Origin of the sequence: Methylobacterium carpenticola (assembly GCF_042748905.1) — a bacterium.
Taxonomy (GTDB): Bacteria; Pseudomonadota; Alphaproteobacteria; order Rhizobiales; family Beijerinckiaceae; genus Methylobacterium; species Methylobacterium carpenticola.
The window spans coordinates 3,925,129-3,951,299 of the sequence record NZ_JBHZEO010000001.1 but is presented as its reverse complement, the minus strand read 5'-3'; the positions used below and the strand labels follow the sequence as shown (position 1 = coordinate 3,951,299).

The following is a 26,171-nucleotide window of genomic DNA, read 5'->3' as shown; positions in this document are numbered from 1 at the left end:
CCCCCGCGCGGGCGCGCGGGGGCCGCAGGCTCGACGGAGCGGAGGCCGGCGCGGGGCCGGCCGCGGTCAGGCGAAGCTGAAGTTCGCCGCCGTCAGGCTCGAGGCTTGGACGTTCTGCAGGCGGATGGTGTCGCCGGTGCCGTAAGCGATCACCGCATCGGCCCCGACCTGCTGCGTCGCCGCCTGGACGGCCGCGAAGGACGCGAAAGCGCCGCCGTTGAAGGCGATCAGGTCGCGCTCCGCACCGCCGATCGTGAAGTCGCGGATCAGGTCCTGGCCGTCGCCACGCCCGAACGCGAAGGTGTCGGAGCCGGCGCCGCCGATGAGTTCGTCATCGCCCGCATTGCCGAACAGCACGTCCTCGCCCGCCTCGCCGTAGAGCGCGTCGTTGCCCGCGCCGCCCGACAGGGCGTCGTTGCCGCGGCCCGCGCCGAGGAAGTCGTTGCCGTCCTGACCGAACAGGGCGTCGTTCCCGGCGCTGCCGAACAGGGTGTCGCTGCCGTACCAGCCGCGCAGGACGTCGTCGCCCTCGCCGCCATCGACCCGATCGTCGCCCGCATCGCCGAACAACGTGTCATTGCCGGCGCCGCCATCGACCGAGTCGTTGCCCGCGAGGCCCGACAGGTAATCGTCCCCGGCCGCCCCCCGGAGGGTATCGTCCCCGTCGTTGCCCCAGATCAGGTCGGCGATCTGGCTCCCCGCCAGGCTGTCATTGCCCGCCGTGCCGGTGATGGTCCGGTCGACGAACATCAGCTGGAGCTGGCCGCCTTCGACGAGGTCGGCGGAGGCGTTTTTGTAGTGCGCCTGGGTGTCGAAGAGGAAGGCCTGCCGGCCCGGACCGCCGAAGAGGGTGCTGACGTCGAGGATGCCGGAGGATTCCTCGTCCTGGGTGAAGGGCGGCGTGAGGCCCGAGAAGCGCGCCGGGTCGTGCTCGGCGAGCTGGGTCAGGGCGCTGGTCGCCGGATCGTACTCCCACACCTTGGAGAGGCGCGCGTTGTTGCCCGGATCCTCCTGCAGGATCACCCGGCCCTCGGCCGTGACGGTGATGTTGTCGAACATCACCTGGCCTTCGGTGCCGCGCAGCACCTCCTTGACGGTGCCGCCGAGTTCCGGACGGGTCACGTCGGTGAATTCGAGCGCCCACAGCCGCGACGGGCTGGTGATCGCGTTGGTCGTGACGAAGTAGAAGCGGTTGGCGTTGGTCGGATCCCAGGCGCCGTCCTCCGGGCGCAGGAAGGCGGTCACGCCTTCGGCGGTGCTCTCGGCCTGCAACTCGGCGCCGCTCATGGCGGACACGTCGCCGTTCGGACCCATCTCCTGAAGGGTGAAGGCGGTGCCGGAAGCAGCCACCGCGGTGGCGTTGGTCTCGAGCGCGAAGGCCGGCACCTTGATGCCGTAGAGCTTGCCGTTGGTGAGGCCGGCCTTCTCGATCTCGGTGCCGGTCGCCTGCTTGGTGCCGACATAGACGTAGAGTTCGCCGGGCGTCGCGTCGTCCATGCCGATCGTCACGGTCTTGGCACCGGAGGCCGGGCTGGCGACCGAGTTCTCGAAGGAGAAATTGCCGAGCCGCGGCAGCTCGTAGACGCGGCCCGCCTCCGGACCATTGACGATCCAGGCGAGGGCGCGGCCCTCGGCACCGGTCTCCTCGCCGTTCATGAAGATGCGGGCCTGCGTGCCGAGGCCGCTGGCGGCGTCGTAGAAGGCCGAGACGGCCGGCAGATCCGCCGAGCAGAGGCGCGCGAAGGCGGTCGTGCCCTGGACATAGGCGCCTCTCGCCGGGTTGTAGGTGTAGACGCTGGTGCCGAGGTCGCCCGCCGCGCGCACCTGGAGGGTCGCCTTGTCGATGACCAGGCGATCCACGAAGGCGCCGGCCGAACCGTGCGCGCGGGTTGCGCCGGCCGTCGGCGGGATCTCGTGGTTCACCAGCACCGTGGCGGTGCCGTCGCCGTTGTCGAAGGCGCCGGTGCCGTCCGGAACGCCGACGAACCGCCAGGGCGTGCCGTTGCTCAGCTGGGCGCCGGGCACGGTGTCGCCCGCGCTCAGCAGCGAGGTGACGCTCACCTGCGCCGAGAGCGGGGTGAGGTAGGGCGACTGCGTGGTCGACGGTCCGGTCTGGTTCAATGCCATGGCTGGCCCCTTTGAATTGGAAAACTTCCGAGGTGGCCCATAGCAACGCTTCCGCAACACTGAGATGACGCTGCGGCGGCATTCCCCTCCGCCCGGCGCGGCGCGCGACAATCCAGCGGCAGTCTCAGCTACCAACCCGCAACGCTTTCGTGCAATCTGCAACAAGGCACGCAGGCCGCGTGAGGGGGGCGTCGGGACCGGAATGTCAGCCACGGAGGATGTCTTTCTCAGAGAAACCTTCGCGCTGATCGACGGCCTCGACGCGGTGCAGCGGACCTCCGAGGCGCAAGCCCGGATCATCGCCCATATCCGGCAAGTGGGACTGACGGCCTTCACCGTCTCGCGGCTGCCGCAGCCGGGAGACCGGCTCAGTCCGAACATGCTGCTCAACGTGTGGCCGAAGGAGTGGCTCACCCAGTACGACCGCGCCGGACATTACCGGTTCGATCCGGTGGTCCGCCAATGCTACCGGACGGTCGAGCCCTTCGCGTGGTCGGACGCCCCGCTCGACACCGACGATGGGGGCCGCGCCCGGCGGGTGATGGACGAGGCCGCGGATTTCGGCCTCGCTTTCGGCTTCTGCATCCCGGTCCACGACGCCCTCGGCTTCCAGGGCGGCGTGTCGCTGGCGGGCGAGGAGGTCGACCTCTCGCCCAAGATCCGGCGCGGGCTGCACATGCTGGGCCTCTATGCCTGGGGCGCCGCAGCGCGGATGACCGCCGAGGAGCGCCGCCGGGGCGAGCCCGGACGGCTGCTGAGCGCCCGGGAGCGCGACGTGCTGTCCTGGGCCGCGGCCGGGCGCACGCGCGAGGAGATCGCCGGCATCCTCGGCGTGTCGCAGGAAACCGTCGCCACGCATCTCAAGAGCGCCCGTCTCAAGATCGGCGCCCGCAACACCACCCAGACCGTGGTCGAGGCCCTGCGCCGGCGCGAGATCGTGCTCTGACCGGCCCCAGACAGCGCCCGCACGAAACCCGGCCCCGCCTCCCCGAAAACGGGGATACCGGTCCCGTCCTTCCTCTGGCCCAATGACGCCTCTGACCCAGCGACGGCGCCCGGGGAATGGGAATGATCCGGCTTCACGTCATCGATCGCAGCAACCGCGACCGTCACGCCGGCCTCCTCCGCCAGCACGAGGCGCTGCGCCGGAGGCTCGCCCTGCGACGGCGCTGGAGCTTCGCCGCGCTCGCGGAGGACGAGGGCGCGGCGGGCGTCGACCTCGTGGCCCTGGCGCCCGGCGGCGAGGTGGCGGGCGGAACCCGGCTCCGGCCCACGGAGGGACCGACCCTGCTCGGGGATGTCTGCCCGCACCTTGCGGACATGCGCGGCGTCGCGCGCGGCCCGGCCGTCTGGGAATGGACCCATTTCGACGTATCGCCCCGCTTCGGCGGCGACGGCCGCCGCTGCCCGGTGAGTGCCGTGCTGGCCGTCGGCCTCGTCGAGCACTGCCTCGCCCGCGGCATCGCCCGGCTGAACGTGGTTGCCGAGGCCTGCCGGGTGCCGGTCGCGGCGGATCTCGGCTGGCAGCCGCGGCCGCTCGGCCTGCCGGTGGAGTGCGGCGGCATCTCGATCTGCGCCTTCACGGTGGCGATGACGCCCCTGGCGCTCGGCACCACCCGGGCGTTCTACGAGGCCGCCGAACCGAGCCCGTGGGCGCCGCCCCTTCCGTCCGCGGCGCGCCCGCCCCTCCACGCCTGAGACCCTGAGATTCACGGCACGCCGCCGTCGCCAGTCACGAGGACCCGACCGATGCGCAAGCGCCCCGACCCCGCGGCGGACGACCCGGCCCAGATGCCCGCCCGGGCCCGCGACCTGATGGCCCATGTCGGCGAGCAGGCCGACGACGCCATCGTGATCGAGACGCCGAGCGAGCCGCCGCTCACCGAGGCGGCGCGGATCGAGCTGCGGATCCTGCGCGCCGCCGCCGCTGCGATCGACCTGCAGAGGGTGGTGGGTCCGCACGTGGAGCGGATGGCCTCCGTGCAGGCGATGATCGACGCTGCCTGGGCGGTGTTCGCGGAGCTGGGCCGCGGCGGTCCCGGCGCCGAGGACACGGTCCACCACTGACGCCCCGCGCCGGTGGGCGCCGCCGGCGCCCGCTTCGGTTCCTGACGCGTTGCAGGTTTCATCGCAAAACCGGCGACCCTTGTCGCGAAACCTGCTTAGAACGGGGAGGATCGGCACTCTCCGCGAAGCAGCCCCTCCCCGGGTGAGGCTCCGGGCGGGCCGCCGCTGCGCGAGGACGCCATGATCCATCTCTATACCTGGACGACGCCGAACGGCCGCAAGCCCGCGATCCTGCTCGAGGAACTCGGCCTGCCCTACACGGTGCACCCGGTGAACATCGGCAAGGACGAGCAGTTCGCCCCCGACTTCCTGACGCTGTCGCCCAACAACAAGATCCCGGCGATCGTGGACGATGCGGGCCCCGAGGGGCCGCTGGCGATCTTCGAGAGCGGGGCGATCCTCACCTACCTCGCCGAGACCAGCGGGCGCTTCCTCGCCCCGGCGGGGCCCGCCCGGTACGCGGCCCTCGAATGGCTGCACTGGCAGGTGGGCGGCCTCGGGCCGATGCTGGGCCAGCTCGGCTTCTTCGCGGTGCGCTCCCCCGAGAAGGCGCCGCTCGCCATCGAGCGCTTCACCACCGAGGCGGACCGGCTGCTCGGGGTGATGGAGCGGCGGCTCGCCGCCGTGCCCTACCTCGCGGGTGCGGATTACTCGATCGCCGACATCGCCTGCTATCCCTGGACGCTGGCGGCCACCTCCTTCCTCAAGGAGCCGCTGGCGGCGAGCCTGGAGACCAAGCCCGCCCTGCGGCGCTGGCTCGACGCGGTGGGCGCCCGGCCCGCCGTGCAGACGGGCATGACGGTCGCGGAAGCCTGATCAGGCGCCCACGCGGCGCGGTGCCCGGGACGGGGCGCGGGCCGGCGGCATCCGCGCGGGCGCCGCGTAGGCCAGTTCCCGCGCGCGGGCGGCCCGGTGCTGCGCGTGGGTGATGGCGATGGCCAGCGCATCGGCCGCGTCCGCCGTGGCCGGATCGGCCTTGGGAAGCAGGAAGCGCACCATCGCCGCGACCTGCCCCTTCTCCGCATGGCCCGCCCCGACCACGGTCTTCTTCACGAGGTTGGCGGCGTATTCCGCGACCGGCAGGCCGGCGAGGGCCGGCACCAGGAGGGCGATGGCCCGGGCATGGCCGAGCTTGAGCGTCGCCTGCGCATCCTTGTTGACGAAGGTCTCCTCGACCGCGACCTCGTCGGGCTGCATCGCGGCGACGACGCGCGCGAGGCCGTCATGCAGCTCGCGCAGGCGCAGGGCGAGGTCGTCGTCGCCGTCCGAGGTCAGCACCCCGCAGCCCAGATAGGCGAGCCGCGTGCCCGTGACCGTGATCAGGCCCCAGCCGGTGCGGCGAAGGCCCGGATCGATGCCGAGGATGCGGACCGGTTCGGTCGTTGCCATGGATGGTCCCTTCGCGCGTCGGCAGGATCGGCGTGAGGCGGCGGCCAGCATCGCCCGAATCCGCCCCGGGAACCAGCGCGATCCGGGGGCGGATGTAGCCCAGGCTACCCTCCGATGCCATACCGTCTCGCCCTTGACGAAGCGTGACCGTCCCGGCCGGGACCGCGCGCCGGAGCCCCGCCCCATGCCCCCCTTGCTCACCGACCCGTCCGCCGGTGGAACGCTCCTCGCGGCGGCCCTGATCGGCGGACTCGTGCGTGGCTTCACGGGGTTCGGCTTCGCCATGGTGTTCATCCCCCTCGCCGCCGCGGTGGTGGGGCCGGCCGCGGCGGTCGGGCTGATCTGGATCGTGGACGCGCCCTTCTCCCTCTGGCTCGGCGGCCTCTCCGCCCGGCGCGCCACGGGGCGGGAGGTGCTGCCGCTGCTGGCGGGCTCGACGGCCCTGCTGCCGGTGGGCGTCTGGCTGCTGACGCGGCTCGATCCGGCGCTGGCCCGCTGGCTGACGGCCGGCGCGATCCTGGCGGCGCTCGCCGCCCTGACGACCGGCTGGCGCTATCGCGGGCGGCCCTCCCTCGCCCTCTCGGTGGCGGTCGGCGGCGCCTCGGGCCTCGCGAGCGGCTTCGCGGCGCTCGGCGGCATGCCGCTCGCGGTGTTCTGGCTCGCCAGCCAATCCGCCGAGGCCGCGCAGGTTCGCCACAACCTGATGGCCTATTTCGGCCTCTCCACCCTGGTCTCGGGCGTGGTCTTCCTGGGCGGCGGTCTCGTCACCGCGGAGCGCGCCGTCCTCGCGCTGCCCCTGCTTCTCCCCTACGGCCTCGGCTTGCTGATCGGCGCCCGCAGCTTCCATCTCGCCTCGGACCGGCTCTTCCGCCGCATCGCCTACACGGTGATCCTCGCCGCCGTCTGCCTCGCGCTGCCGGTGTGGTAGGCGGCCGGCTCACCCGGCCGGACTCGGCGCGGTGGGCAGTTCACGTCCGCGCCAGTCGATGGGCATGAAGCCATGGCTCCAGCGCATTCAGAGCCGGCACGGACACACGCGCCATGCAGTTCACCGCCAAGGTCCGGCACGACGAGGCTCCGGCGCTCGACGAACTCGTCGCCGTTATCGAGGATGTCGTGCCGGACCTGATCGCAGCGAACGTGCCGGATGATGTCGTCGGCACTCAACCCAAGATCCCGGTCTCCATCCAGCACGTGGTGAATGCCAAGCGGGTCGATGCCTGACGATGGGATCGAAGCTCTCCCCGGGGCTGGTCCGCCTGCTCCGAGCAGCCGGGTGCACGCTCGTCCGCCAAGGCAAGGGTTCTCATGAAATCTGGCGCAGCCTACTCACCCAGCGCCACGTCACCGCCCCATGCAACACCGTGATGGCGCACACCGCCAACGACATCCTCAAGGACGCGGGCCTGCCGGAGGCGTTCTGACCATCCGCGACGGGCCGTCGTCACGACAGACCCGGCAGCACGATTTCCCGCAGCACGCGGTTGGGCGGGATCCACTGATCCTCGGCGAGATAATTGCCCGCCGTGACCGCGACGACGAGGTCGCGCTGCGGGAGAACGAAGAGCCGCTGCCCGCCCTCGCCGTAGCACGCCCAGACCCGATCGAGATGCTCGGGCAGCCAGCCGAGCGGCTTCCCGGAGCCGACGTCCCAGACGTACCAGTGATAGCCGAACCGGCGGATCTCATCGACGCTCACGGCGGGCGTCGTCGCGGCGGCGATCCAGGCGGCGGGCACCACCTGCCGTCCATCCACGCTGCCTCGCCCCGCCACCATCGTGCCGATCCGAGCGAGGTCCCGGGGGGTCATGCGCAGGCCCGAGGCTGCATAGGGCTCGCCGCCGGGGGCCGCCGCCCATTCCGACGGCCCGAGGCCCAGCGGATCGAACAAGGCTTCGCGGGCGAAAGCGTGCAGGGATTGCCCGGTGCCGCGGGCGATGAGACGGGCGAGCAGAGCGGTCGCCCCGCCGCAATAGGTGAACCGCTCGCCCGGCGGGCGCACGACCGGGCGCTCCAGAACGAAGCGGATCGGGTCGGGCGCCTGATCCATGGCGATCTCGCTGTTCTCGGGATCGGCGTAGCTGCGGCTGGTCTCGTCCCAGTCGAGCCCCAGGGTCATCGTGAGGGCGTGCTCGACCGTGATGCGATCCCGCCCGGGCCGGCCGGCAAGGTCGGCATGCTCCGGGAAGGCCGCGGAGAGCGGCGCCTGGGGCGGGGGCACTTGGCCGCGCGCCAGGGCGATGCCGTAGAGGAGGCCGACGACGCTCTTCGACACCGACCGCAGGTCGTGCAGGGTCTCCGGCCCGAAACCCACCCGGCCGAGGGGGCGGCCCCGGGCATTGTCCTCACCCTCGAAGTAGCGTTCGAGCACGGTGCGGCCGCCGCGCAGCACGACCACGCCGTGCAGGTTCCAGACGCGCTCCTCCGCCACCGCATGGTCGATCCGCGCTGCGAGGTCGCCGGCCACCGGAGATGGTCCATTCGTTGCCATGGCGGACCTCGCGATCGGAGAGACTGAGACGGTCGCCGCGGATGCGGCGGCCAGGACGGCGCGGCGGCTGATCATGCTGCCGACTTTACCCAGCGGCAGCATTCTCCCGCAATACGTAGGTGTAGAACCGGATCCGCCCGTCCGGCTCCACCTGGCGGTAGACGCCCTGGATCTCCGCCTCGAAGCCCGGGAACAGGTTCGCCGAGGCCTCGAACATGGTGAAGTAGTCGAGCATGGGCTTTGCCCGCTCGTCCAGGCGCTCGCCCGGTAGCACCGTGCCGATGCCCGGCGGATAGACCAGCATCAGGGTGGTGGCGATGCGGCCGGCGGCCTCCGCGATCGGCACGAAGTCGACGTGGTTGCGGGTCAGCATCTGGGCGGCGGTCTTGGGCGGCAGCGCCATCTCGGGCAGGTGCTCGGGGGCGAATTGCTTGCGCTGGAGGGCCGAGGTGCCGTGCTCCCGGTGGAAGGCGTGGAACTCGGCGCAGAGGTCGCGCAGGCGCACGCCCCGGTAGCGCCGGGGCCGCCGCCGGACGAATTCGGGCATGGCCTCCTCCAGCGGCACGTTGTCGTCGTGCAGGCGCTTGAAGGCGACGAGGCCCGAGATCAGCGTGCCGGCCTTCGAGGATTCGACGCCCGGGGTGAGCAGGAAGAGCAGCGAGTTCAGGTCGTTCTTCTCGGCGACGATGCGGTTCTCGCGCAGGTACTGCGCGACGATCGGGGCCGGGATGCCGTGCTCGGCGTACTCGCCCGTGCCCCGGTCGAAGCCGGGGGTGAGCACCGTGAGCTTGTTGGGGTCGGTGATGGCGTAGCCGGGCGCCACCCGGGTGAAGCCGTGCCAGCGGGCGCCGGGCGCGAGTTCCCAGTAGCGCGGCTCGCTCGCGAGGAGGTCGGTGGGAAGGCTCTCCCAATGCACCATCGTCCCGTCCGGCCCCTCGACCACGTCGGGCACGAAGGGATCGAAGAACCAGCGCCGCTGCGGATCGGCCTCGTTCTCCTCGAATTCCTTGCGGATCGCCCGCACCTTCTTGCGCCACTCGATCCCGAGCCGGATGGTGTCGTCCCACAGCACCATGCCGGAGCGGCCCTTCATCATCTGGGCCCCGACGTCGAGGGAGGCGAAGAGCGGGTAGAAGGGCGAGGTCGAGGCGTGGACGAGGAAGCTCTCGTTGAGCCGCCGATGCTCGACGCGCCGGCTCTGCCCGCGGATATGGCCGTCCCGCGTGTGGATCTGCGAGGCTTGGCTGAAGCTCGCGAGCTGCTTGTGGGTGGATTGCGTGGCGATGATGCCGGGCGAATCGGGCCCCAGCCCGTCGAGGCCCATGGCGAAGCGCCGCGCGAAGAGCGGGTGGAACTTCATGAAGCCCGCCCAGGCCTCGTCGAACAGGATGTAGTCGCAGAGGTGGCCGATCCGCGCCAGGATCTCCTGCGCGTCGTAGATCGTGCCGTCATAGGTGCATTGCTCGATCACCGCGACGCGGAACGGGCGCTCCCGGCGCCACGCCTCCTTGTCCTGGACGAGGGGGTTGGTGCGGATCTTCTCGCGGATCGCCGCCTCGTCGAAGGCGTCGTGGTAGATCGGGCCGATCAGCCCGTAGGCGTTGCGGTCGGTCTCGAGGAAGATCGGGATGCCGCCGCCGAGGAACAGGGCGCCGTGATGGGCGGCCTTGTGGTTGTTGCGGTCGAACAGGACGAGGTCGCCCTCGGCCACCAGAGCCGAGAGCACGATCTTGTTCGAGGCCGAGGTGCCGTTGAGGACGAAGTAGGTCTTCTCCGCCCCGAAGATCTGGGCCGCCTCCTTCTGCGCCTTCAGCGCCGGCCCCTCGTGGGTGAGGAGGTCGCCGAGGTCGAGGACCGAGTTGTCGAGGTCGTCGCGGAAGATCGCCTCGCCCAGATGCTCCACGAAGATGCGGCCGATCGGGGAGCGGTTGTAGAAGATGCCGCCGTTGTGGCCGGGGCAGGTCCAGAGCTGGTTGCCCTTCTCGGCGTAGTCGACGAGGGCGCCGAAGAACGGCGTCTTGAGGGTCTCGGCATATTGCGTGACGCGCGAGACCAGGCCGCGGGCGATGAATTCCGGCGTCTCCTCGGCGAGAAAGATGTAGCCGTCGATGAAGTCGAGGAGTTCGACCGGGATGTCCTCCAGCCGCTTGCGGCGGACCATGATGACGATCGGCATCTCCAGGCCGCGCTTGCGCATCATGTCGATCAGGGCGGCGGCCTTGCCGTCGAGGCCGCGCTTGCCCCAATCCACCACCATGCAGCCGATGGCCGCGTCGGTCTGGACCGCGATCGCCGCGTCCTCGACCCGGCGCGCCCGCACCACCTCGAAGCCGCGCGCCTCCACGGCCGCCACGATCTGGTTGACCCGCACGCCCTCCAGATCGTCGGGATCGAAGGCGGGGGTGCACATCAGGACGGTGAAGCGGCGGTGGAAATCCATGGGCTCCGGCTCCCGGTCGACAGGAGCCAGAGCCATCGGGTGAGACCATGACGGTTGGATGACGGAGCGGCGCCGGGGCAGCCCTCCGGCGCAGGGACGCGCCGGGGGGCCGGGCTCATACGGTTTCCGGATGATCGCTTCGCGATGCGGAAACCAGCCTCGCTCAGGCGCCGCGCGGGCTCGTGATACGGTTTCCGAAAGTGATCTTCCGGAAACCGTATCACTCCGCCGCCTGCGGCAGCGGCACCTGCGGCGCCCGGAACCGGGCGAGCAGCACCGCCTCCTCCGCCCTGGCCGTCTCGAGATTCTTCGCCTTGACCGGCCCGAAGCCGCGGATGGTCAGGGGCAGGTTGGCGAGGCCCACCGCCACCGCGTGGTTCGCGGGCGTCAGGTCGCGCAGGATCTCGGCGATGCGCGCCTCGAACTCGGCCACGAGGCGGCGCTCCTCCCGCCGCTCCCGCGTGTAGCCGAAGGGATCGAAGGGCGTGCCGCGCAGGCGCCTCATCCGGGCGAGCCCGCGGAAGACCGGCAGCATCCAGGGGCCGAAGGTCATCTTGCGCGGCCGTCCCGTGCGGGGGTCGGTGCGGGCGAGGAGCGGCGGCGCGAGGTGGAACTCGTAGCGCAGCCCCTCCCCCTCGAAGGTGTTGCGGATCTGCGCCTCGAAATGCCCGTCCGTGTAGAGGCGCGCCACCTCGTACTCGTCCTTGTAGGCCATCAGCTTGAACAGCGAGCGGGCCACCGCCTCGGTGAGCGGGGTGCCGCCCGGATGCAGCGCCGCCTCGCGCGCCCGCACCGCCGCCACCGTGCGGGCGTAGCGCTCCGCATAGGCCGCATCCTGATAGGCGGTGAGGAAGGCGGTGCGCCGGGCGATCAGCGCATCGAGATCCGGCGAGAGGTCCGCCTCCGGCGGGGGGGCGAGCGCGCCCAAAGTCTCGGGGGCGGCGGCGGCGCGCCGGCCCCAGGCGAAGGCCGCGAGGTTCATCGGCACCGCCTCGCGGTTGAGTTCGATCGCCCGCAGGATCGCGGCCCGCGAGAGCGGGATGCGCCCGCGCTGCCACGCATAGCCCAGCATGAACATGTTGGCCGCGAGCGCATTGCCGAGCGCCGCCACCGCGAGGCCGGTCGCGTCGGTGAGGTCGGCGTGGCCCGCGCCGGCCTTGTCGCGGATCGCCCGCTTCAGGCGCTCGACCGGCAGCGAGAAATCGGGCCGGCGGGCGAAGTCGCCGGGCATGATCTCGGCGGTGTTGACGACGACGTGGGTGCGGCCCGGCTGCACCGCCGCCAGCACCTTGCGGGTGCCGGTCACCACGAGGTCGCAGCCGAGGATCAGGTCGGCGGCGCCCGCCGTCACCCGGATCGCGTGGATGTCGTCCTGGTGGTTGGCGAGGCGGACATGGCTGAACACCGCCCCGCCCTTCTGGGCGAGGCCGGCCATGTCGATCATGCCGAGCCCCTTGCCCTCGAGATGGGCCGCCATGCCGAGGATCGCCCCCACCGTCACCACGCCGGTGCCGCCGACGCCCGTGACGATGACGTTGTAGGTGCCCTCGATCGCCGGCAGCGCGGGCTCGGGCAGGCCGTCGTCGGGCGCGCCGGGCAGGGCCACCGGCGGGCTGGTGCGCGGCTTGGCGCCGTGCACGGTCACGAAGGACGGGCAGAAGCCGTTGAGGCAGGAGAAATCCTTGTTGCAGCTCGACTGGTCGATCTTGCGCTTGCGGCCGAACTCGGTCTCCAGCGGCTGCACCGCCACGCAGTTCGACTGCACCGAGCAATCGCCGCAGCCCTCGCAGACGAGGTCGTTGATGATCACCCGCTTGTCCGGATCGGGGAACTGGCCGCGTTTGCGGCGCCGCCGCTTCTCCGAGGCGCAGGTCTGGTCGTAGATCATCACCGAGACGCCCGGAACCGTCGCGAGGTCGCGCTGCACCGCGTCGAGTTCCTCCCGGTGGTGGATCGTCAGGCCCTCCGGCCAGCGCATCCCGGCCGGGTACTTGTGGGGCTCGTCCGTGACGAGGGCGATGCGCTCGACGCCCTCGGCGCGGACCTGCTGGGCGATGCGGTCGACGGTGAGCCCGCCCTCGTGGGGCTGGCCGCCGGTCATCGCCACCGCGTCGTTGAACAGGATCTTGTAGGTGATGGCGGTGCCGGTATCGACGGCCCAGCGCAGGGCGAGCGAGCCCGAGTGGTTGTAGGTGCCGTCGCCCAGGTTCTGGAAGACGTGGCCGCGCTTGGAGAACGGCGCCTCGCCGATCCAGTTCGCGCCCTCGCCGCCCATCTGGGTGAAGCCGTCGGTGCCGCGCTCCATCCACTGGACCATGTAGTGGCAGCCGATGCCCGCATAGGCCCGGGAGCCCTCCGGCACCCGGGTCGAGGTGTTGTGCGGGCAGCCGGCGCAGAAATGCGGCGTGCGGGTCGCGACGTCGGTGGTGGCGGCCAGCACCTCCTGCGCCCGCCGCAGGGCGGCGACGCGCCCGGCGAGGTCGTCGTTGCGATGGTAGCGCAGCAGGCGCTCGCCGAGCGCCACCGCGATGTCGTTGGGATCGAGCGCGCCCTTCACGGGGAAGAGCCAGCGGCCCTGCTCGTCCTTCTTGCCGATGCAGACGGGCTGATTGGCGCTGCCGTAGAGTTCCTCGCGGACCTGCACCTCGATCAGGGAGCGCTTCTCCTCCACCACCATGATCAGGTCGAGCCCCTCCGCGAAGGCGAGAAGCTCCCGCTGCGAGAGCGGCCAGGGGCAGGCGACCTTGTAGAGCCGCAGGCCCATGTCGCTCGCCTTGACCTCGTCGAGGCCGAGATCGTCGAGGGCTTGGCGCACGTCGAGGTAGGACTTGCCCACCGTGATCACGCCGATCTTCGGCCGGCGCCCGCCCGACAGGACGATGCGGTTGAGGGTGTTGGCCCGCACGAAGGCCAGCATGGCGTCGCGCTTGTAGTCCTGGAGGCGGGCCTCCTGCTCCAGGATCGCGTCCGGGGTGCGGATGTTGAGGCCGCCCGGCGGCATCAGGAAATCGTCGGGCAGCACGATCTTCACCCGGTCGAGGCGGGCATCGACGCTCGCGGTCGACTCGATGTTCTCCTTCACGCACTTGAAGGCGACCCAGGTGCCGCAATAGCGGCTCATGGCGTAGCCGTAGAGGCCGTAATCGAGGATCTCCTGCACCCCGGCCGGGTTCAGGATCGGGCTCATCACGTCGACGAAGTGGAACTCCGACTGGTGCGCCACCGTGGAGGATTCCGCCGTGTGGTCGTCGCCCATCAGCGCCAGCACGCCGCCGTGACGGGCGGTGCCGGCCATGTTGGCGTGGCGGAAGACGTCGCCCGAGCGGTCGACCCCCGGCCCCTTGCCGTACCAGAGGCCGAACACGCCGTCGTAGCGCCCCTCGCCCCGGATCTCGGCCTGCTGGCTGCCCCAGATCGCGGTGGCGGCCAGCTCCTCGTTGAGGCCGGGCTGGAAGACGATGTTCGACGCCTCCAGCACCTTGCGGGCCTTGAACAGGTTCTGGTCGAGACCGGCGATCGGCGAGCCGCGATAGCCCGAGACGAACCCCGCCGTGTTGAGCCCGGCGGCCCGGTCGCGGGCCTGCTGCATCAGCAGCATCCGGATCACCGCCTGCGTGCCGGTGACGAAGACCTGCTCGCGCGAGAGATCGTACTTGTCGTCGAGGCTGACGGGTCGAAGGGATGAGACGGCCGAATGCCTGCCCATCGGGACACCTCCAGGAACTTCCCCCCGCGGGCGGCGGCGGTCCGGTTCGTGCCGGTCCTGCCTTTGTCACCCGATTACGTCAGTAAGGCTGACATTCTTTCGGGGAGGCGTCAATGCGGCGCGTGCCTTGCCGGGAGCGGTGTTTGGCGGCATCAGACGGTGACGCTCCCCGGTCCGCAAGGCTCGCCATGCTCCCGAAATCCGACGTCCTCGCCGCGATCGGCAACACCCCGTTGATCCGCCTGCGCCGGGCCTCGGCCGAGACGGGCTGCACGATCCTCGGCAAGGCGGAATTCATGAATCCGGGCCAGTCCGTGAAGGACCGGGCGGCCCTGTTCATGGTGGAGGCGGCCGAGCGCGCGGGGCTGATCCGGCCGGGCGGCACCATCGTGGAGGGCACGGCGGGCAATACCGGCATCGGCCTCGCGATGGTCGGCAACGCCCGCGGCTACCGCACCGTGATCGTCATCCCGGAGACGCAGTCGGTCGAGAAGAAGGACGCCCTGCGGCTGGCGGGCGCGACGCTCGTCGAGGTGCCGGCGGTGCCCTTCGCCAACCCGAACAACTACGTGAAGGTGGCCGGCCGCCTCGCCGAGCGCCTGAGCGCCAGCGAGCCGGCCGGCGCCTTCTTCGCCGACCAGTTCGACAACACGGCGAACCGCGCCGCCCACGTGGCGACGACGGGGCCGGAGATCTGGGAGGCCACCGGCGGCGAGGTGCACGGCTTCGTCTGCGCGGCCGGCACCGGCGGCACGCTGGCGGGGATCGCCGAGGCCCTGCGGGCCCGCAACCCGAACGTGAAGATCGGGCTCGCCGACCCGCAGGGCTCGGCGCTCTACCGGCACTACGCGACCGGCACGCTGAAGGCCGAGGGCAACTCGATCACCGAGGGCATCGGCCAGGGCCGCATCACCGGGAACTTGGCGGGTTTCACGCCGGACGTGGCCTACGAGATCCCGGATTCCGAGGCGCTGCCGGCGGTGTTCGATCTCCTGGCCGAGGAGGGCCTGTGCCTGGGCGGCTCCTCGGGGATCAACGTGGCGGGGGCGATCCGCCTCGCCCGCGACCTCGGGCCGGGCCACACCATCGTGACGATCCTGTGCGACGGCGGCACCCGCTACGCCTCGAAGCTGTTCAATCCGGCCTTCCTGCGCGAACGCGGGCTTCCTGTGCCGGCATGGCTGGAGGCGCCGCGGGTGCTGGATGCGGGGCTGGTGTGATACGGTTTCCGGACGATCACTTTCGGAAACCGGATCACGAGCCCGCGCGGCGCCTGAGCGAGGCCGGTTTCCGCATCGCGAAGCGATCATCCGGAAACCGTATGAGAGCCTGCTTGGCAGCGCTCACGCCGTCCTCTCGACATCCAGTCCCAGCCTCTCCACCATCGCCTGACGCATCAGGTATTTCTGCATCTTGCCCGTCACCGTCATCGGGAATTCCTCCACGAACTCGACGTAGCGGGGGATCTTCTGGTGGGCGATCTGGCCGGTGCAGTGGGCGCGCAGATCCTCCGCGGTCAGCGCCGCCCCGGGGCGCAGCTTCACCCAGGCGCACAATTCCTCGCCGTATTTCGGATCCGGCACGCCGAAGACCTGCACCTCCTGGATCGCCGGGTGCCGGTAGAGGAACTCCTCCACCTCGCGCGGATAGACGTTCTCGCCGCCGCGGATCACGAGGTCCTTGATCCGCCCGACGATGTTGCAGAACCCCTCCGCGTCGAGGGTGGCGAGGTCGCCCGTGTGCATCCAGCCGGCGGCGTCGCGCACCTCCGCGGTCTTCTCCGGATCGTCCCAGTAGCCCTGCATCACGCTGTAGCCGCGCGTGCACAGCTCCCCCGGCGTGCCGCGCGGCACGACGCGGCCCTCGGCATCGACGATCTTCACCTCGGTGTGGGGGTGGATGCGCCCCACCGTCGAGACCCGGCGCTCCAGGGGATCGTCCACCGCGCTCTGGAAGCTCACCGGGCTGGTCTCGGTCATGCCGTAGCAGATCGTGAGCTGCGTCAGGTGCATCCGGTCCACGGCCCGCTGCATCACCGCGATGGGACAGGGCGAGCCCGCCATGATGCCGGTGCGCAGGCTCGACAGGTCGAAACGGCCGAAGTCCGGATGGTCGAGCTGGGCCAGGAACATGGTCGGCACCCCGTAGAGCGCGGTGCAGCGTTCGGCCTCGACGGCGCGCAGGGTCGCGAGCGGGTCGAAACCCTCCCCCGGATAGACCATGGCGGCCCCCGACGTGACCGCGGCGAGGTTGCCCATCACCATGCCGAAGCAGTGATAGAGCGGCACCGGGATGCAGATCCGGTCCTCCGGCGCGAGCCGCATCGCCCGGCCGACGAAGAAGCCGTTGTTGAGGATGTTGTGATGGGTGAGGGTCACGCCCTTGGGGCTGCCCGTCGTCCCGCTCGTGAACTGGATGTTGACGGGGTCGTCGAATTGCAGGGCCGCCGCGTTGGCGGCGATGCGCGCCCGCTCGGCCGCGCCGGCCCGCCCGGCCACCGCCGCGAAGGGCAGCGTGCCGGGCGACGACCGTCCGCCGATCTCGATCACGACGCGCAGATGCGGCAGCCGCGCCGCCCGCAGGCGTCCCGGCTCCGCCTCGCGCAGTTCCGGGGCGAGCGTGGTGAGCAGGCCGATATAGTCGCTGGTCTTGAAGGCGCGGGCGGTGACGAGGGCCTTGCACCCCACCTTGTTCAGGGCGAATTCGAGTTCCGCCAGCCGGTAGGCCGGATTGACCGTGACGAGGATCAGCCCCGCCTTGGCGGCGGCGAACTGGGTCAGCGCCCATTCGGCGTTGTTGAGCGACCAGATCCCGATGCGGTCGCCCCGGTCGAGCCCGAGCGCCAGGAGCCCCGCCGCGAAGGCCTCGGCCCGGGCGTTCAGCTCGGCCCAGCTCCAGCGCACGCCACCGGCCGGCGCGATCAGGGCCGGCCGGTCCGTCCACGTCTCCGCCGCCGCGCTCAAGGCTTGCCCGATGGTCCGGCCGAGCAGCGGCTCATCGCAGGCGCCGTGGACGTAGCTCGGCTGAGGATCGGTCATGGCGTTCCTCCTGATGGATCGTCGTTGTCGTGAGGAGGCGCGCGGGAGGGGTCCCCCTCGCGGGCTCCGGCGAATCCATCTTGTTTTAAAAACGATCGTTCGTATAGATAGGCAAAACGACCGGAGGACGCCCATGATCCCGAACGCCGCCCGCGAGTTCAATTTCGGTCTGGGTGAGACGGCGGAGGCGATCCGCGACAGCGTGCGCAGCTTCGCCCAGGGGCGGATCGCCCCGCGCGCCGAGGAGATCGACCGCACCAACACCTTCCCGCGCGACCTCTGGCCCGCGATGGGGGAACTCGGCCTGCACGGCATCACCGTGGAGGAGGAGTATGGCGGCCTCGGGCTCGGCTACCTGGAGCATTGCGTCGCCATGGAGGAGGTCTCGCGCGCCTCCGCCTCGGTCGGCCTCTCCTACGGGGCGCATTCGAACCTCTGCGTGAACCAGATCCGCCGCAACGGCTCGGACGCGCAGAAGCGCAAGTACCTGCCCAAGCTCATCGCGGGCGAGCATGTCGGCGCGCTCGCCATGTCGGAGCCGGGCTCCGGCTCGGACGTGGTCTCGATGCGCACCCGCGCCGAGAAGCGCGGCGACCGCTACGTGCTCACCGGCTCCAAGATGTGGATCACCAACGGCCCGGTGGCCGAGACGCTCGTCGTCTACGCCAAGACCGACCCGGCGGCCGGCGCGCGGGGCATCACCGCCTTCCTGGTCGAGAAGGGCATGAAGGGCTTCTCCACGGCTCAGAAGCTCGACAAGCTCGGCATGCGCGGCTCGGATACCTGCGAACTCGTGTTCGAGGAGTGCGAGGTGCCGGAGGAGAACGTCCTCGGCACGGTCGGGCGCGGCGTCAACGTGCTGATGTCGGGTCTCGACTACGAGCGGGCGGTGCTGGCGGCGGGGCCGCTCGGCATCATGCAGGCCTGCCTCGACGCGGTGCTGCCCTACGTGCACGAGCGCAAGCAGTTCGGGCAGCCGATCGGCGAGTTCCAGCTCGTCCAGGGCAAGCTCGCCGACATGTACGTGGCGACGAACGCCGCCAAGGCCTACGTCTACGCGGTGGCCCAGGCCTGCGACCGGGGCGAGACCACCCGGGAGGACGCGGCCGGCGCGATCCTGTACGCGGCCGAGCGGGCGACCCAATGCGCCCTCGACGCCATCCAGCTTCTGGGCGGCAACGGCTACATCAACGACTACCCGACCGGGCGGCTCCTGCGCGACGCCAAGCTCTACGAGATCGGCGCGGGCACGAGCGAGATCCGGCGGATGCTCATCGGCCGCGAACTCTTCGCCAAGACGGCGTGAGCAGCGCCATGCCGATCCTGCCGACCACGATCGACCTGTCCTCCGAGGAGGCGGGCCGCAACCGCGCCGCCTGGGCGGAGCTGCGGTCCACCCTCAAGGCACGCCGGGCCGAGGCCGCGGCGGGCGGTCCGCCCAAGGCCCGCGAGCGCCACCTCGCCCGCGGCAAGCTCCTGCCCCGCGACCGGGTGCTGCGGCTCCTTGATCCGGGCTCGCCCTTCCTCGAGATCGGGGGGCTCGCGGCCTACGGGATGTACGACGACGCGATCCACGCGGCGGGCGTGATCGCCGGCATCGGCCGGGTCGCCGGCCGCGAGGTGATGATCGTCTGCAACGACGCGACCATCAAGGGCGGCACCTACTTCCCGGTCACGGTGAAGAAGCACCTGCGGGCCCAGGAGATCGCCCGCGAGAACCGCCTCCCCTGCCTCTACCTCGTGGATTCGGGCGGCGCGAACCTGCCCCAGCAGACCGAGGTGTTCCCCGACCGCGAGCATTTCGGCCGGATCTTCTACAATCAGGCGCAGCTCTCGGCGGCGGGCATCCCGCAGATCGCCTGCGTGATGGGCTCCTGCACGGCGGGCGGCGCCTACGTGCCGGCCATGTCCGACGAGAGCGTCATCGTGCGCCGCCAGGGCACGATCTTCCTCGGCGGCCCGCCGCTGGTGAAGGCGGCGACCGGCGAGGTGGTCTCGGCGGAGGATCTGGGCGGCGCCGACGTCCACGCCCGCCTCTCCGGCGTCGCCGACCACTACGCCACCGACGACGCCCACGCGCTCGCCATCCTGCGCCGCATCGTCGGCACCCTGAACAGCGTCAAGCGGCCCGACCTCGACATCGCCGAGCCCCGCGAGCCCGCCTACGCCGCCGCCGATCTCGACGCCCTGGTGCCGGTCGACCTGCGCAAGCAGTACGACGCCCGCGAGCTGATCGCCCGGCTGGTCGACGGCTCGGAATTCGACGAGTTCAAGCGGCTCTACGGCACCACCCTGGTCACGGGCTTCGCCCGCCTGTGGGGCATGCCGGTCGGGATCCTGGCCAATAACGGCATCCTCTACTCGGAGAGCGCGCTCAAGGGCGCGCATTTCGTGGAGCTGTGCTGCCAGCGCCGGGTGCCGCTCCTGTTCCTCCAGAACATCGCCGGCTTCATGGTCGGACGCGAGGCGGAGGCCGGCGGCATCGCCCGCAACGGCGCCAAGCTGGTGACGGCGGTGGCGACCGCGGCGGTGCCGAAGCTGACCGTGCTGGTCGGCGGCTCCTACGGGGCGGGCAATTACGGCATGTGCGGGCGCGCCTACGGGCCGCGCTTCCTGTTCGCGTGGCCGAACTCGCGCATCTCGGTGATGGGCGCCGAGCAGGCCGCGAGCGTGCTCGCCACGGTGCGCCGCGACAACATCGAGGCGGCGGGCGGCGCCTGGGCGCCCGAACAGGAGGAGGCCTTCAAGGCCCCGATCCGTGATCAGTTCGAGGCCGAGGGCTCGCCCTACTACGCCACCGCGCGGCTGTGGGACGACGGCATCATCCTGCCGGAGGAGACCCGCCGGGTGCTCGGCCTCGCCCTCTCGGCCTGCCTCAACGCGCCGGTGCCCGAGACGCGCTTCGGGCTGTTCCGGATGTGACGCCGATGCATCCGTTCCGGCCTTCCCGCGGCACGCCCAGGCTGTTGATGCGGAGTGGCAGGTGCTCCCCGTTCCCGGGAGAAGCGCGGGTGTCTCCTCTCCCCCCTGCGTCCGTCCGTCCGGGGACAGGAAGAGGCGCGGCTCCCCTCTCCCGCTCGGGAGAGGGGAGCCGCGCCTCTTCCTGTCCCCGGCCTCGCGCCATCCTCACCAACCGCCGCCGAAAGGGGCATCACCGCATGAGCCGGCTCCGCTCCGTCCTGATCGCCAACCGCGGCGAGATCGCCTGCCGGGTGATCCGCACCGCCCGGCGGCTCGGCCTGCGCACCATCGCGGTGTATTCCGAGGCCGACCGCGACGCCCTCCACGTGGCGCTGGCCGACGAGGCGCATCCGATCGGTCCCGCGCCCGCCGCCGAATCCTACCTGCGCATCGACCGCATCCTCGACGTCGCGGCGCGGGCGGGCGCGGATTGCATCCATCCGGGCTACGGCTTCCTCTCGGAGCGGCCGGACTTCGCCGAGGCCTGCGCGCAGGCCGGCATCGTCTTCGTCGGCCCGCCGGCCGCCGCGATCCGCGCCATGGGCCTCAAGGACGCCGCCAAGGCCCTCGTCGCCAAGGCCGGCGTGCCGGTGGTGCCGGGCTATCACGGCCTGCGCCAGGAGCCCGACTTCCTCGCCGCCGAGGCCGCCGCGATCGGCTATCCCGTGCTGATCAAGGCGGTGGCGGGCGGGGGCGGCAAGGGCATGCGGCGCGTCGAGGCCCCGGCGGATTTCGTCGCCGCCCTGGAGGGCGCGCAGCGCGAGGCGCAAGGCGCCTTCGGCGATCCGCGGGTGCTCGTCGAGAAATACGTGCTGAGCCCCCGCCACGTGGAAATCCAGGTCTTCTGCGACGGCCACGGCAACGCGGTGCACCTGTTCGAGCGCGACTGCTCGCTCCAGCGCCGCCACCAGAAGGTGATCGAGGAGGCCCCCGCCCCCGGCATGCCCCCGGCGGTGCGCGCCGCCATGGGCCGGGCCGCCGTCGAGGCGGCCCGGGCGGTGGGCTATGTCGGGGCCGGCACCGTCGAGTTCATCGCCGATGGTCGCGAGGGCCTGAAGGACGACGGCTTCTGGTTCATGGAGATGAACACCCGCCTTCAGGTCGAGCATCCGGTGACCGAGGCGATCACCGGGCTCGACCTCGTGGAGTGGCAGTTCCGGGTCGCCGCGGGCGAGACCCTGCCGCTCACGCAGGACGACCTCGCCATCGGCGGCCATGCCGTGGAGGCGCGGCTCTACGCGGAGGATCCGGCGGCGGGCTTCCTGCCCTCGACCGGGCGCCTGCGGGCGCTCGCCCTGCCCGAGGGCGAGGGCATCCGCGTCGATGCGGGCGTGCGGGCCCATGACACGGTCTCGCCCTTCTACGACCCGATGATCGCGAAGGTCATCGCCCACGGCGCCACCCGGGACGAGGCCCTCGACCGGCTGGCCGGCGCCCTCGGCCGCACCCTGGTGGCGGGGCCGAAGACCAATGTCGCCTTCCTCAAGGCCCTCGCCGAGGCGCCGGACTTCCGGGCCGGGCGCTTCGACACCGGCTTCATCGACCGCAACCTCGACGCGCTGAGCGGCCGGGCGGCGGGGATCGACCCCGCGGCGATCCGCCGGGGCGTCGAGGCCCTCCTCCTCCGCGAGGAGCGGCCGGCCGCCACCCCGCCCTCGCCCTGGGACCGGAGCGACGGCTTCCAGCTCGGCGGCGGACGACGCCAGAGCTGGCCGGTGCGCGTCGAGGGCGAGGCCCGCGAGGTGATCCTGTCCTGGCCCGAGGGCGGCGGTGCGCTGACGATCGAGGCCGGCGCGGCCCCGCACCCCGAGGCTCCCCTGCACGTGGTGCCGACCGGGCGCGGCGTGCTGGTGGTGGCGGGCGGCCGTCAGGTCGCCGTCGAGCCGCCCGATCCCTTCGACGTCGATCTCGACCACATCGGCGAGGGCGGCAGCGTCACGGCGCCGATGCACGGGCGGCTGGTGGCGGTCTTCGTGGCGCCCGGCGACCGGGTGACGCGCGGCCAGCGCCTCGCCATCGTGGAGGCGATGAAGATGGAACACGCCCTCACCGCCCCGGCCGATGGCGAGGTGACCGAGGTGACGGCGGAGGCCGGCACGCAGGTCGCCGAGGGCGCGCGCCTCGTCACCATCCGGACGGCGCAGGCCACCGGCCCGCAGGACGCCACCACCTCGGAGGACGCCGCATGACGAGCCCCCTTCCTCCCTCCACGCATCCGCGCGGCGGGCTCTACTACGAGGATTTCGAGGTCGGGCGCGTGCTGCACCATCGGCTCACCCGCACGGTGACGCAGATGGACAACATGCTGTTCTCGAACATGACCCTCAACCCGCAGCCGCTCCACATCGACGCGCATTTCTGCGCCACCGAGACCGAGTGGGGCCGGCCGCTGATGAACTCGCTCTTCACCCTCGGGCTGATGATCGGGATCTCGGTCAACGACACCACGGTGGGGACGACCATCGGCAATCTCGGCATGACCGACGTGCGCTTCCCCGCCCCGCTCTTCGAGGGCGACACGATCCGGGTGGAGACCGAGGTCGCGACCAAGCGCGAATCGCGCTCGCGGCCGGATGCCGGCCTCGTGGAGTTCATCCACCGCGCCTACAAGCAGGACGGGACGCTGGTCGCCGAGTGCCGCCGTCAGGCCTTCATGCGCCGCCGCGCCCCGGCGGGGACGGCCTGATGCGCTCGCTCCTGTTCGTGCCGGGGGATTCGCCCCGCAAGCTCGACAAGGCACTGGATTCCGGCGCCGACGCCCTGATCCTCGACCTGGAGGATTCGGTGGCGATGGACGCCAAGGCCGCGGCCCGGGCCGCGAGCGCGGATTTCCTCGCCCGCAGCCGCGGCCGGCCGGGATGCCCGCGCCTCTTCGTGCGCATCAACGCCCTCGACACCGGGCTCGCCGACGACGACCTCGCCGCCGTGATGCCGGGGGGGCCGGACGGGATCGTGCTGCCCAAGGCGCACGGGGGGCCGGACGTGGCGGGGCTCGGCGCGAGGCTCGCGGTGCAGGAGGCGCGCGCCGGCTTGGCCGACGGCGCCACCCGCATCCTGCCGATCGCCACCGAGACCGCGCGGGCCGTCTTCGCCCTCGGCACGCTCGCCGGATCGAGCCCGCGGCTCGCCGGCGTGACCTGGGGCGCCGAGGACCTCTCGGCCGATCTCGGCGCGGAGACGAACCGCGACGCGGCCGGCGATTGGAGCGGGCCGTTCCGGCTCGCCCGCAACCTCGCCCTGCTCGCCGCCGCCGCGGCCGAGGTCGACGCGATCGACACGATCAACGCCGCCTTCCGCGACCTCGACGGCCTCGCCCGCGAATGCCACGCCGCGCGGCGCGACGGCTTCGTCGGCAAGATGGCGATCCATCCGGCGCAGGTGCCGGTGATCAACGCCGCCTTCACGCCGAGCGCGGCCGAGATCGCGCGGGCGCGGGCGGTGGTGGCCGCCTTCGCCGCAGCCCCCGGCACCGGCGTGGTCGGGGTCGAGGGCCAGATGCTCGACCGGCCGCACCTGCGGCGGGCGGAGCGGCTGCTGGCGCGGCTGGGATGAGCCTTGCCGGCGCGGCCGACCGGACTAGTATTCTGACCATCTCCCCTGCGGCAGGGTAGCCTGATGAAATCGTGGCCGCTCCAGGACGCCGAAGCCCGTTTCAGCGAGCGTCTCGACACCAGCCTTCGCGAGGGTCCGCAATTGGTCGCGGGATCCAGGCGGGTGTCGAAATCACCCGCGAACGCGACCCGGCCAAGGCGGCGGAGATCGAGCCCCGGATCGCCGGCACGCTGAAGGTGCTGGACGTCGACGCGCGCATCGACCGGCAGACAACGCGCCTGATGCACCGCCGACCCGATCATCTGTTCGACGATGCGATGATCGCCGCGACGGCGTGGGTCCACGATCTCACCGTGGTCACTCGCAACGCCCGCGACTGCGAGCCGTTCGGGGTGCGCCTCGTCAATCCATTCGCTCCGGCGAAGACCTGACAACGATCAACACCATGACGGCCCGAGGGAGGACCCGATGCCCGATCACTACGACGCGCGCGAGACCGCGGCTCGGGAGACCCGCGACGCCGCGCTCTTCGCCCGCCTGCCCGACGCCCTCGCGGCGGCCCTGCGGACGCCCGCCTATGCGGCGCATCTCGGGGCCCTCGACCCGGCCTCCGTCACCGACCGTGCGGCGCTGGCCCGCCTGCCGGTGCTGCGCAAGGGCGAGATGCCGGAGCGGCAGCGCGGCGCCCCGCCGTTCGGCGGCTTCGTGCCGGCCGAGCCCGGGCGCTTTCCCCGGCTGTTCACCTCGCCGGGACCGATCTTCGAGCCGCAGCGGTCCGGGGCGGATCCCTGGGGCGGAGCGCGCTGCCTGCACGCCGCAGGCTTCCGGCCCGGCGACGTCGTGCTCAACACCTTCGGCTATCACCTCACCCCGGGCGGCTTCATCTTCGACACGGCGGCACGGGCGCTCGGCTGCGCGGTGATCCCGGCCGGGCCCGGCAACACCGAGCAGCAACTCGACCTGATCGAGGCCTACCGGCCCGCCGGCTATTGCGGCACCCCGGACTTCCTGCGGATCCTGATCGAGGCCGGCCGTGCGGCGGGCCGCGACGTCTCCTCGCTGAAGCGGGCCCTCGTGTCCGGCGCCGCCTTCCCGAAATCCCTGCAGGAGATCGTCGCCGGCTTCGGCATCGACGCCTACCAGGCCTATGCCACCGCGGATGTCGGCTTCATCGCCTACGAGAGCGCCGCCCGCGACGGGCTCGTGGTCAACGAGGACCTGATCCTGGAGATCGTGCGGCCGGGCACCGGTGATCCCGTGCCGGAGGGCGAGGTCGGCGAGATCGTGGTCACGGTGCTCGATCCCGACCGCCCGCTGATCCGCTACGCCCTCGGCGACCTCACGGCGGCCCTGCCGGGCGCGAGTGCCTGCGGGCGCAGCGCGCCGCGCATCCGGGGCTGGATGGGCCGGGCCGATCAGGCCGCCAAGGTGAAGGGCATGTTCGTGCGCCCCGAGCAGGTGGCGGAGGTCGCCCGCCGCCATCCCGAATTGAGCCGCCTGCGCCTCGTCGTGACCCGGGCGGACGAGACCGACGCGATGACCCTGAAGGCGGAGACCGATGCCGATCCGGCCCTCGCCGGGGCCGTCGCCGAGACCCTGCGGGCGGTGACGAAGCTGCGCGGCGCGGTGGAGTTCGTGGCGCCCGGCAGCCTGCCGAACGACGGCAAGGTCATCGCCGACGAGCGCCCGCCCGGCTGAGTTCGGCGAGGAGCGGCGGCTCGGGCAGGCCGCCCGCCGTCCCGGCCCCGCTCACCAGCGACAGCACCATGCCGAGGAAGGTCTCGCGCACGGCGTCCCGGCTCAGGCGACCGTCCGGCCGGTACCACGTGCAGATGCCCGAGAGCATCGCCAGGATCGCGTAGGCCGCCATCTTGGTGTCGGGGAAGCGGAACTCGCCGGTGGCGCGCCCGAGATCGAGGATCGCGATCAGCTTGTCCTCGTAGTCGCGCCGCATGGCGATGATCGCCGCGTAGTTCTCGGGCTCCAGGCTGCGCAGCTCCGAGTAGCAGATGAAGACCTCCTGCGGCCGCTCGATGTGGTAGGCGACGTGGAACTCCACGAAGCGCGTCAGCCGCGCCACGGCGCTGCCCTCGGGGCGCAGGGCGGCATCGAGGGCCGCATGCAGGTCCCGCATGTGGCTGCGGATCAGGTCGAACAGGAATTCCTGCTTGTTGCGGAAGTAGTTGTAGAGCGAGCCCTGCTGGATCCCGACCGCGCCCGCGAGCTGGCGCAGGCTCATCGCCGCGTAGCCGTGGGTGTAGAGCAGCTGCAGGCCGGCCCTGCGGATGGCCTCCTCGGTCCTCGGCCCGGACGAGCCCGCGATGCGCGCCATGTGCTGACCCTGAACTCCCCATCGCGCGCGCCGGACGGGCGCGGGCTCCGCCCCCGTGCCGGAGGGCG

General features: G+C 71.6%; 22 protein-coding genes. 15 read left to right on the top strand and 7 right to left on the bottom strand.

Features of this window, described 5'->3' with window-relative positions; translation table 11 throughout:
• Positions 1-66: 66 nt before the first annotated feature.
• Entirely contained in the window at positions 67-2,127 is a 2,061-nt protein-coding gene (locus tag ACE101_RS18495; protein WP_379132436.1) for a calcium-binding protein, read from the bottom strand.
• 202 nt (positions 2,128-2,329) lie between these two features.
• On the opposite strand from ACE101_RS18495, the gene ACE101_RS18490 reads away from it, so the two are divergent.
• The 4 genes from ACE101_RS18490 to ACE101_RS18475 all read left to right on the top strand — a co-directional run bounded on the left by ACE101_RS18490 (position 2,330) and on the right by ACE101_RS18475 (position 5,010).
• Positions 2,330-3,073: an autoinducer binding domain-containing protein gene (locus ACE101_RS18490; protein WP_379132433.1), complete on the top strand. Its 744-nt coding sequence runs from the start codon at positions 2,330-2,332 to the stop codon at positions 3,071-3,073.
• A gap of 122 nt (positions 3,074-3,195) precedes the next feature.
• The gene (locus tag ACE101_RS18485) at positions 3,196-3,825 is read left to right on the top strand and encodes an acyl-homoserine-lactone synthase (RefSeq protein ID WP_379132431.1); all 630 of its coding nucleotides are present in this window, start codon (positions 3,196-3,198) and stop codon (positions 3,823-3,825) included.
• A 51-nt stretch (positions 3,826-3,876) separates the two neighbouring features.
• Complete coding sequence (locus ACE101_RS18480; RefSeq protein ID WP_379132429.1) at positions 3,877-4,194, top strand: hypothetical protein; 318 nt, start codon at positions 3,877-3,879, stop codon at positions 4,192-4,194.
• Positions 4,195-4,374: 180 nt separating this feature from the next.
• Complete coding sequence (locus ACE101_RS18475; protein ID WP_379132428.1) at positions 4,375-5,010, top strand: glutathione S-transferase N-terminal domain-containing protein; 636 nt, start codon at positions 4,375-4,377, stop codon at positions 5,008-5,010.
• Here ACE101_RS18475 and ruvC read toward each other — a convergent pair whose 3' ends face one another.
• A complete protein-coding gene (ruvC, locus tag ACE101_RS18470) occupies positions 5,011-5,583 on the bottom strand; it encodes a crossover junction endodeoxyribonuclease RuvC (RefSeq protein ID WP_379132425.1) in 573 nt (190 codons plus the stop codon).
• A gap of 184 nt (positions 5,584-5,767) precedes the next feature.
• Here ruvC and ACE101_RS18465 point away from each other — a divergent pair, with 184 nt between their 5' ends.
• From ACE101_RS18465 to ACE101_RS18455, 3 genes are all read left to right on the top strand, one after another.
• Positions 5,768-6,511: a sulfite exporter TauE/SafE family protein gene (locus ACE101_RS18465; RefSeq protein ID WP_379132422.1), complete on the top strand. Its 744-nt coding sequence runs from the start codon at positions 5,768-5,770 to the stop codon at positions 6,509-6,511.
• 113 nt (positions 6,512-6,624) lie between these two features.
• Entirely contained in the window at positions 6,625-6,807 is a 183-nt protein-coding gene (locus ACE101_RS18460) for a hypothetical protein (protein ID WP_379132419.1), read from the top strand.
• Positions 6,808-6,809: 2 nt separating this feature from the next.
• Complete coding sequence (locus ACE101_RS18455) at positions 6,810-7,007, top strand: type II toxin-antitoxin system HicA family toxin (protein ID WP_379132416.1); 198 nt, start codon at positions 6,810-6,812, stop codon at positions 7,005-7,007.
• Positions 7,008-7,027: 20 nt separating this feature from the next.
• Here the strand turns inward: ACE101_RS18455 and ACE101_RS18450 are convergent, their stop codons facing one another.
• From ACE101_RS18450 to ACE101_RS18440, 3 genes are all read right to left on the bottom strand, one after another.
• On the bottom strand, positions 7,028-8,074 hold the full coding sequence (locus ACE101_RS18450; protein ID WP_379132413.1) for a serine hydrolase domain-containing protein: 1,047 nt from the start codon (positions 8,072-8,074) through the stop codon (positions 7,028-7,030).
• Positions 8,075-8,159: 85 nt separating this feature from the next.
• Complete coding sequence (locus ACE101_RS18445; RefSeq protein WP_379132410.1) at positions 8,160-10,514, bottom strand: Orn/Lys/Arg family decarboxylase; 2,355 nt, start codon at positions 10,512-10,514, stop codon at positions 8,160-8,162.
• 220 nt (positions 10,515-10,734) lie between these two features.
• A complete protein-coding gene (locus tag ACE101_RS18440) occupies positions 10,735-14,220 on the bottom strand; it encodes an indolepyruvate ferredoxin oxidoreductase family protein (RefSeq protein WP_379132407.1) in 3,486 nt (1,161 codons plus the stop codon).
• 188 nt (positions 14,221-14,408) lie between these two features.
• On the opposite strand from ACE101_RS18440, the gene ACE101_RS18435 reads away from it, so the two are divergent.
• Entirely contained in the window at positions 14,409-15,440 is a 1,032-nt protein-coding gene (locus ACE101_RS18435; RefSeq protein ID WP_379132404.1) for a cysteine synthase A, read from the top strand.
• Positions 15,441-15,563: 123 nt separating this feature from the next.
• Here ACE101_RS18435 and ACE101_RS18430 read toward each other — a convergent pair whose 3' ends face one another.
• On the bottom strand, positions 15,564-17,258 hold the full coding sequence (locus ACE101_RS18430; RefSeq protein WP_379132401.1) for an AMP-binding protein: 1,695 nt from the start codon (positions 17,256-17,258) through the stop codon (positions 15,564-15,566).
• A 133-nt stretch (positions 17,259-17,391) separates the two neighbouring features.
• Between ACE101_RS18430 and ACE101_RS18425 the strand changes: the two genes are divergently transcribed.
• The 7 genes from ACE101_RS18425 (at position 17,392) to ACE101_RS18395 (ending at position 25,469) form a co-directional block, all read left to right on the top strand.
• Entirely contained in the window at positions 17,392-18,564 is a 1,173-nt protein-coding gene (locus ACE101_RS18425; RefSeq protein ID WP_379132399.1) for an isovaleryl-CoA dehydrogenase, read from the top strand.
• Between the two features lie 8 nt (positions 18,565-18,572).
• The gene (locus ACE101_RS18420) at positions 18,573-20,180 is read left to right on the top strand and encodes a carboxyl transferase domain-containing protein (RefSeq protein WP_379132397.1); all 1,608 of its coding nucleotides are present in this window, start codon (positions 18,573-18,575) and stop codon (positions 20,178-20,180) included.
• A gap of 236 nt (positions 20,181-20,416) precedes the next feature.
• Positions 20,417-22,408: an ATP-binding protein gene (locus ACE101_RS18415; protein ID WP_379132394.1), complete on the top strand. Its 1,992-nt coding sequence runs from the start codon at positions 20,417-20,419 to the stop codon at positions 22,406-22,408.
• A complete protein-coding gene (locus ACE101_RS18410) occupies positions 22,405-22,905 on the top strand; it encodes a MaoC family dehydratase (RefSeq protein ID WP_379132391.1) in 501 nt (166 codons plus the stop codon). Before ACE101_RS18415 ends, ACE101_RS18410 begins: the two co-directional genes overlap by 4 nt.
• Entirely contained in the window at positions 22,905-23,771 is an 867-nt protein-coding gene (locus ACE101_RS18405) for an HpcH/HpaI aldolase/citrate lyase family protein (RefSeq protein ID WP_379132388.1), read from the top strand. The genes ACE101_RS18410 and ACE101_RS18405 overlap by 1 nt, the downstream gene beginning before the upstream one ends.
• Positions 23,772-23,842: 71 nt before the next feature.
• On the top strand, positions 23,843-24,202 hold the full coding sequence (locus ACE101_RS18400; protein ID WP_379132385.1) for a PIN domain-containing protein: 360 nt from the start codon (positions 23,843-23,845) through the stop codon (positions 24,200-24,202).
• 37 nt (positions 24,203-24,239) lie between these two features.
• Positions 24,240-25,469, top strand: coding sequence for a phenylacetate--CoA ligase family protein (locus ACE101_RS18395; RefSeq protein ID WP_379132383.1), 1,230 nt, complete (start codon positions 24,240-24,242; stop codon positions 25,467-25,469).
• Here ACE101_RS18395 and ACE101_RS18390 read toward each other — a convergent pair.
• A complete protein-coding gene (locus ACE101_RS18390; RefSeq protein ID WP_379132380.1) occupies positions 25,441-26,103 on the bottom strand; it encodes a TetR/AcrR family transcriptional regulator in 663 nt (220 codons plus the stop codon). The two genes, ACE101_RS18395 and ACE101_RS18390, sit on opposite strands and share 29 nt — an antisense overlap.
• Positions 26,104-26,171: the final 68 nt, after the last annotated feature.

Bases quoted from the DNA above. Each gene is read 5' to 3' on its own strand.
- ACE101_RS18495 (WP_379132436.1), bottom strand. From the start codon at position 2,127: ATGGCATTGAACCAGACCGGACCGTCGACCACGCAGTCGCCCTACCTC.
- ACE101_RS18490 (WP_379132433.1), top strand. From the start codon at position 2,330: ATGTCAGCCACGGAGGATGTCTTTCTCAGAGAAACCTTCGCGCTGATC.
- ACE101_RS18485 (WP_379132431.1), top strand. From the start codon at position 3,196: ATGATCCGGCTTCACGTCATCGATCGCAGCAACCGCGACCGTCACGCC.
- ACE101_RS18480 (WP_379132429.1), top strand. From the start codon at position 3,877: ATGCGCAAGCGCCCCGACCCCGCGGCGGACGACCCGGCCCAGATGCCC.
- ACE101_RS18475 (WP_379132428.1), top strand. From the start codon at position 4,375: ATGATCCATCTCTATACCTGGACGACGCCGAACGGCCGCAAGCCCGCG.
- ruvC (WP_379132425.1), bottom strand. From the start codon at position 5,583: ATGGCAACGACCGAACCGGTCCGCATCCTCGGCATCGATCCGGGCCTT.
- ACE101_RS18465 (WP_379132422.1), top strand. From the start codon at position 5,768: ATGCCCCCCTTGCTCACCGACCCGTCCGCCGGTGGAACGCTCCTCGCG.
- ACE101_RS18460 (WP_379132419.1), top strand. From the start codon at position 6,625: ATGCAGTTCACCGCCAAGGTCCGGCACGACGAGGCTCCGGCGCTCGAC.
- ACE101_RS18455 (WP_379132416.1), top strand. From the start codon at position 6,810: ATGGGATCGAAGCTCTCCCCGGGGCTGGTCCGCCTGCTCCGAGCAGCC.
- ACE101_RS18450 (WP_379132413.1), bottom strand. From the start codon at position 8,074: ATGGCAACGAATGGACCATCTCCGGTGGCCGGCGACCTCGCAGCGCGG.
- ACE101_RS18445 (WP_379132410.1), bottom strand. From the start codon at position 10,514: ATGGATTTCCACCGCCGCTTCACCGTCCTGATGTGCACCCCCGCCTTC.
- ACE101_RS18440 (WP_379132407.1), bottom strand. From the start codon at position 14,220: ATGGGCAGGCATTCGGCCGTCTCATCCCTTCGACCCGTCAGCCTCGAC.
- ACE101_RS18435 (WP_379132404.1), top strand. From the start codon at position 14,409: ATGCTCCCGAAATCCGACGTCCTCGCCGCGATCGGCAACACCCCGTTG.
- ACE101_RS18430 (WP_379132401.1), bottom strand. From the start codon at position 17,258: ATGACCGATCCTCAGCCGAGCTACGTCCACGGCGCCTGCGATGAGCCG.
- ACE101_RS18425 (WP_379132399.1), top strand. From the start codon at position 17,392: ATGATCCCGAACGCCGCCCGCGAGTTCAATTTCGGTCTGGGTGAGACG.
- ACE101_RS18420 (WP_379132397.1), top strand. From the start codon at position 18,573: ATGCCGATCCTGCCGACCACGATCGACCTGTCCTCCGAGGAGGCGGGC.
- ACE101_RS18415 (WP_379132394.1), top strand. From the start codon at position 20,417: ATGAGCCGGCTCCGCTCCGTCCTGATCGCCAACCGCGGCGAGATCGCC.
- ACE101_RS18410 (WP_379132391.1), top strand. From the start codon at position 22,405: ATGACGAGCCCCCTTCCTCCCTCCACGCATCCGCGCGGCGGGCTCTAC.
- ACE101_RS18405 (WP_379132388.1), top strand. From the start codon at position 22,905: ATGCGCTCGCTCCTGTTCGTGCCGGGGGATTCGCCCCGCAAGCTCGAC.
- ACE101_RS18395 (WP_379132383.1), top strand. From the start codon at position 24,240: ATGCCCGATCACTACGACGCGCGCGAGACCGCGGCTCGGGAGACCCGC.
- ACE101_RS18390 (WP_379132380.1), bottom strand. From the start codon at position 26,103: ATGGCGCGCATCGCGGGCTCGTCCGGGCCGAGGACCGAGGAGGCCATC.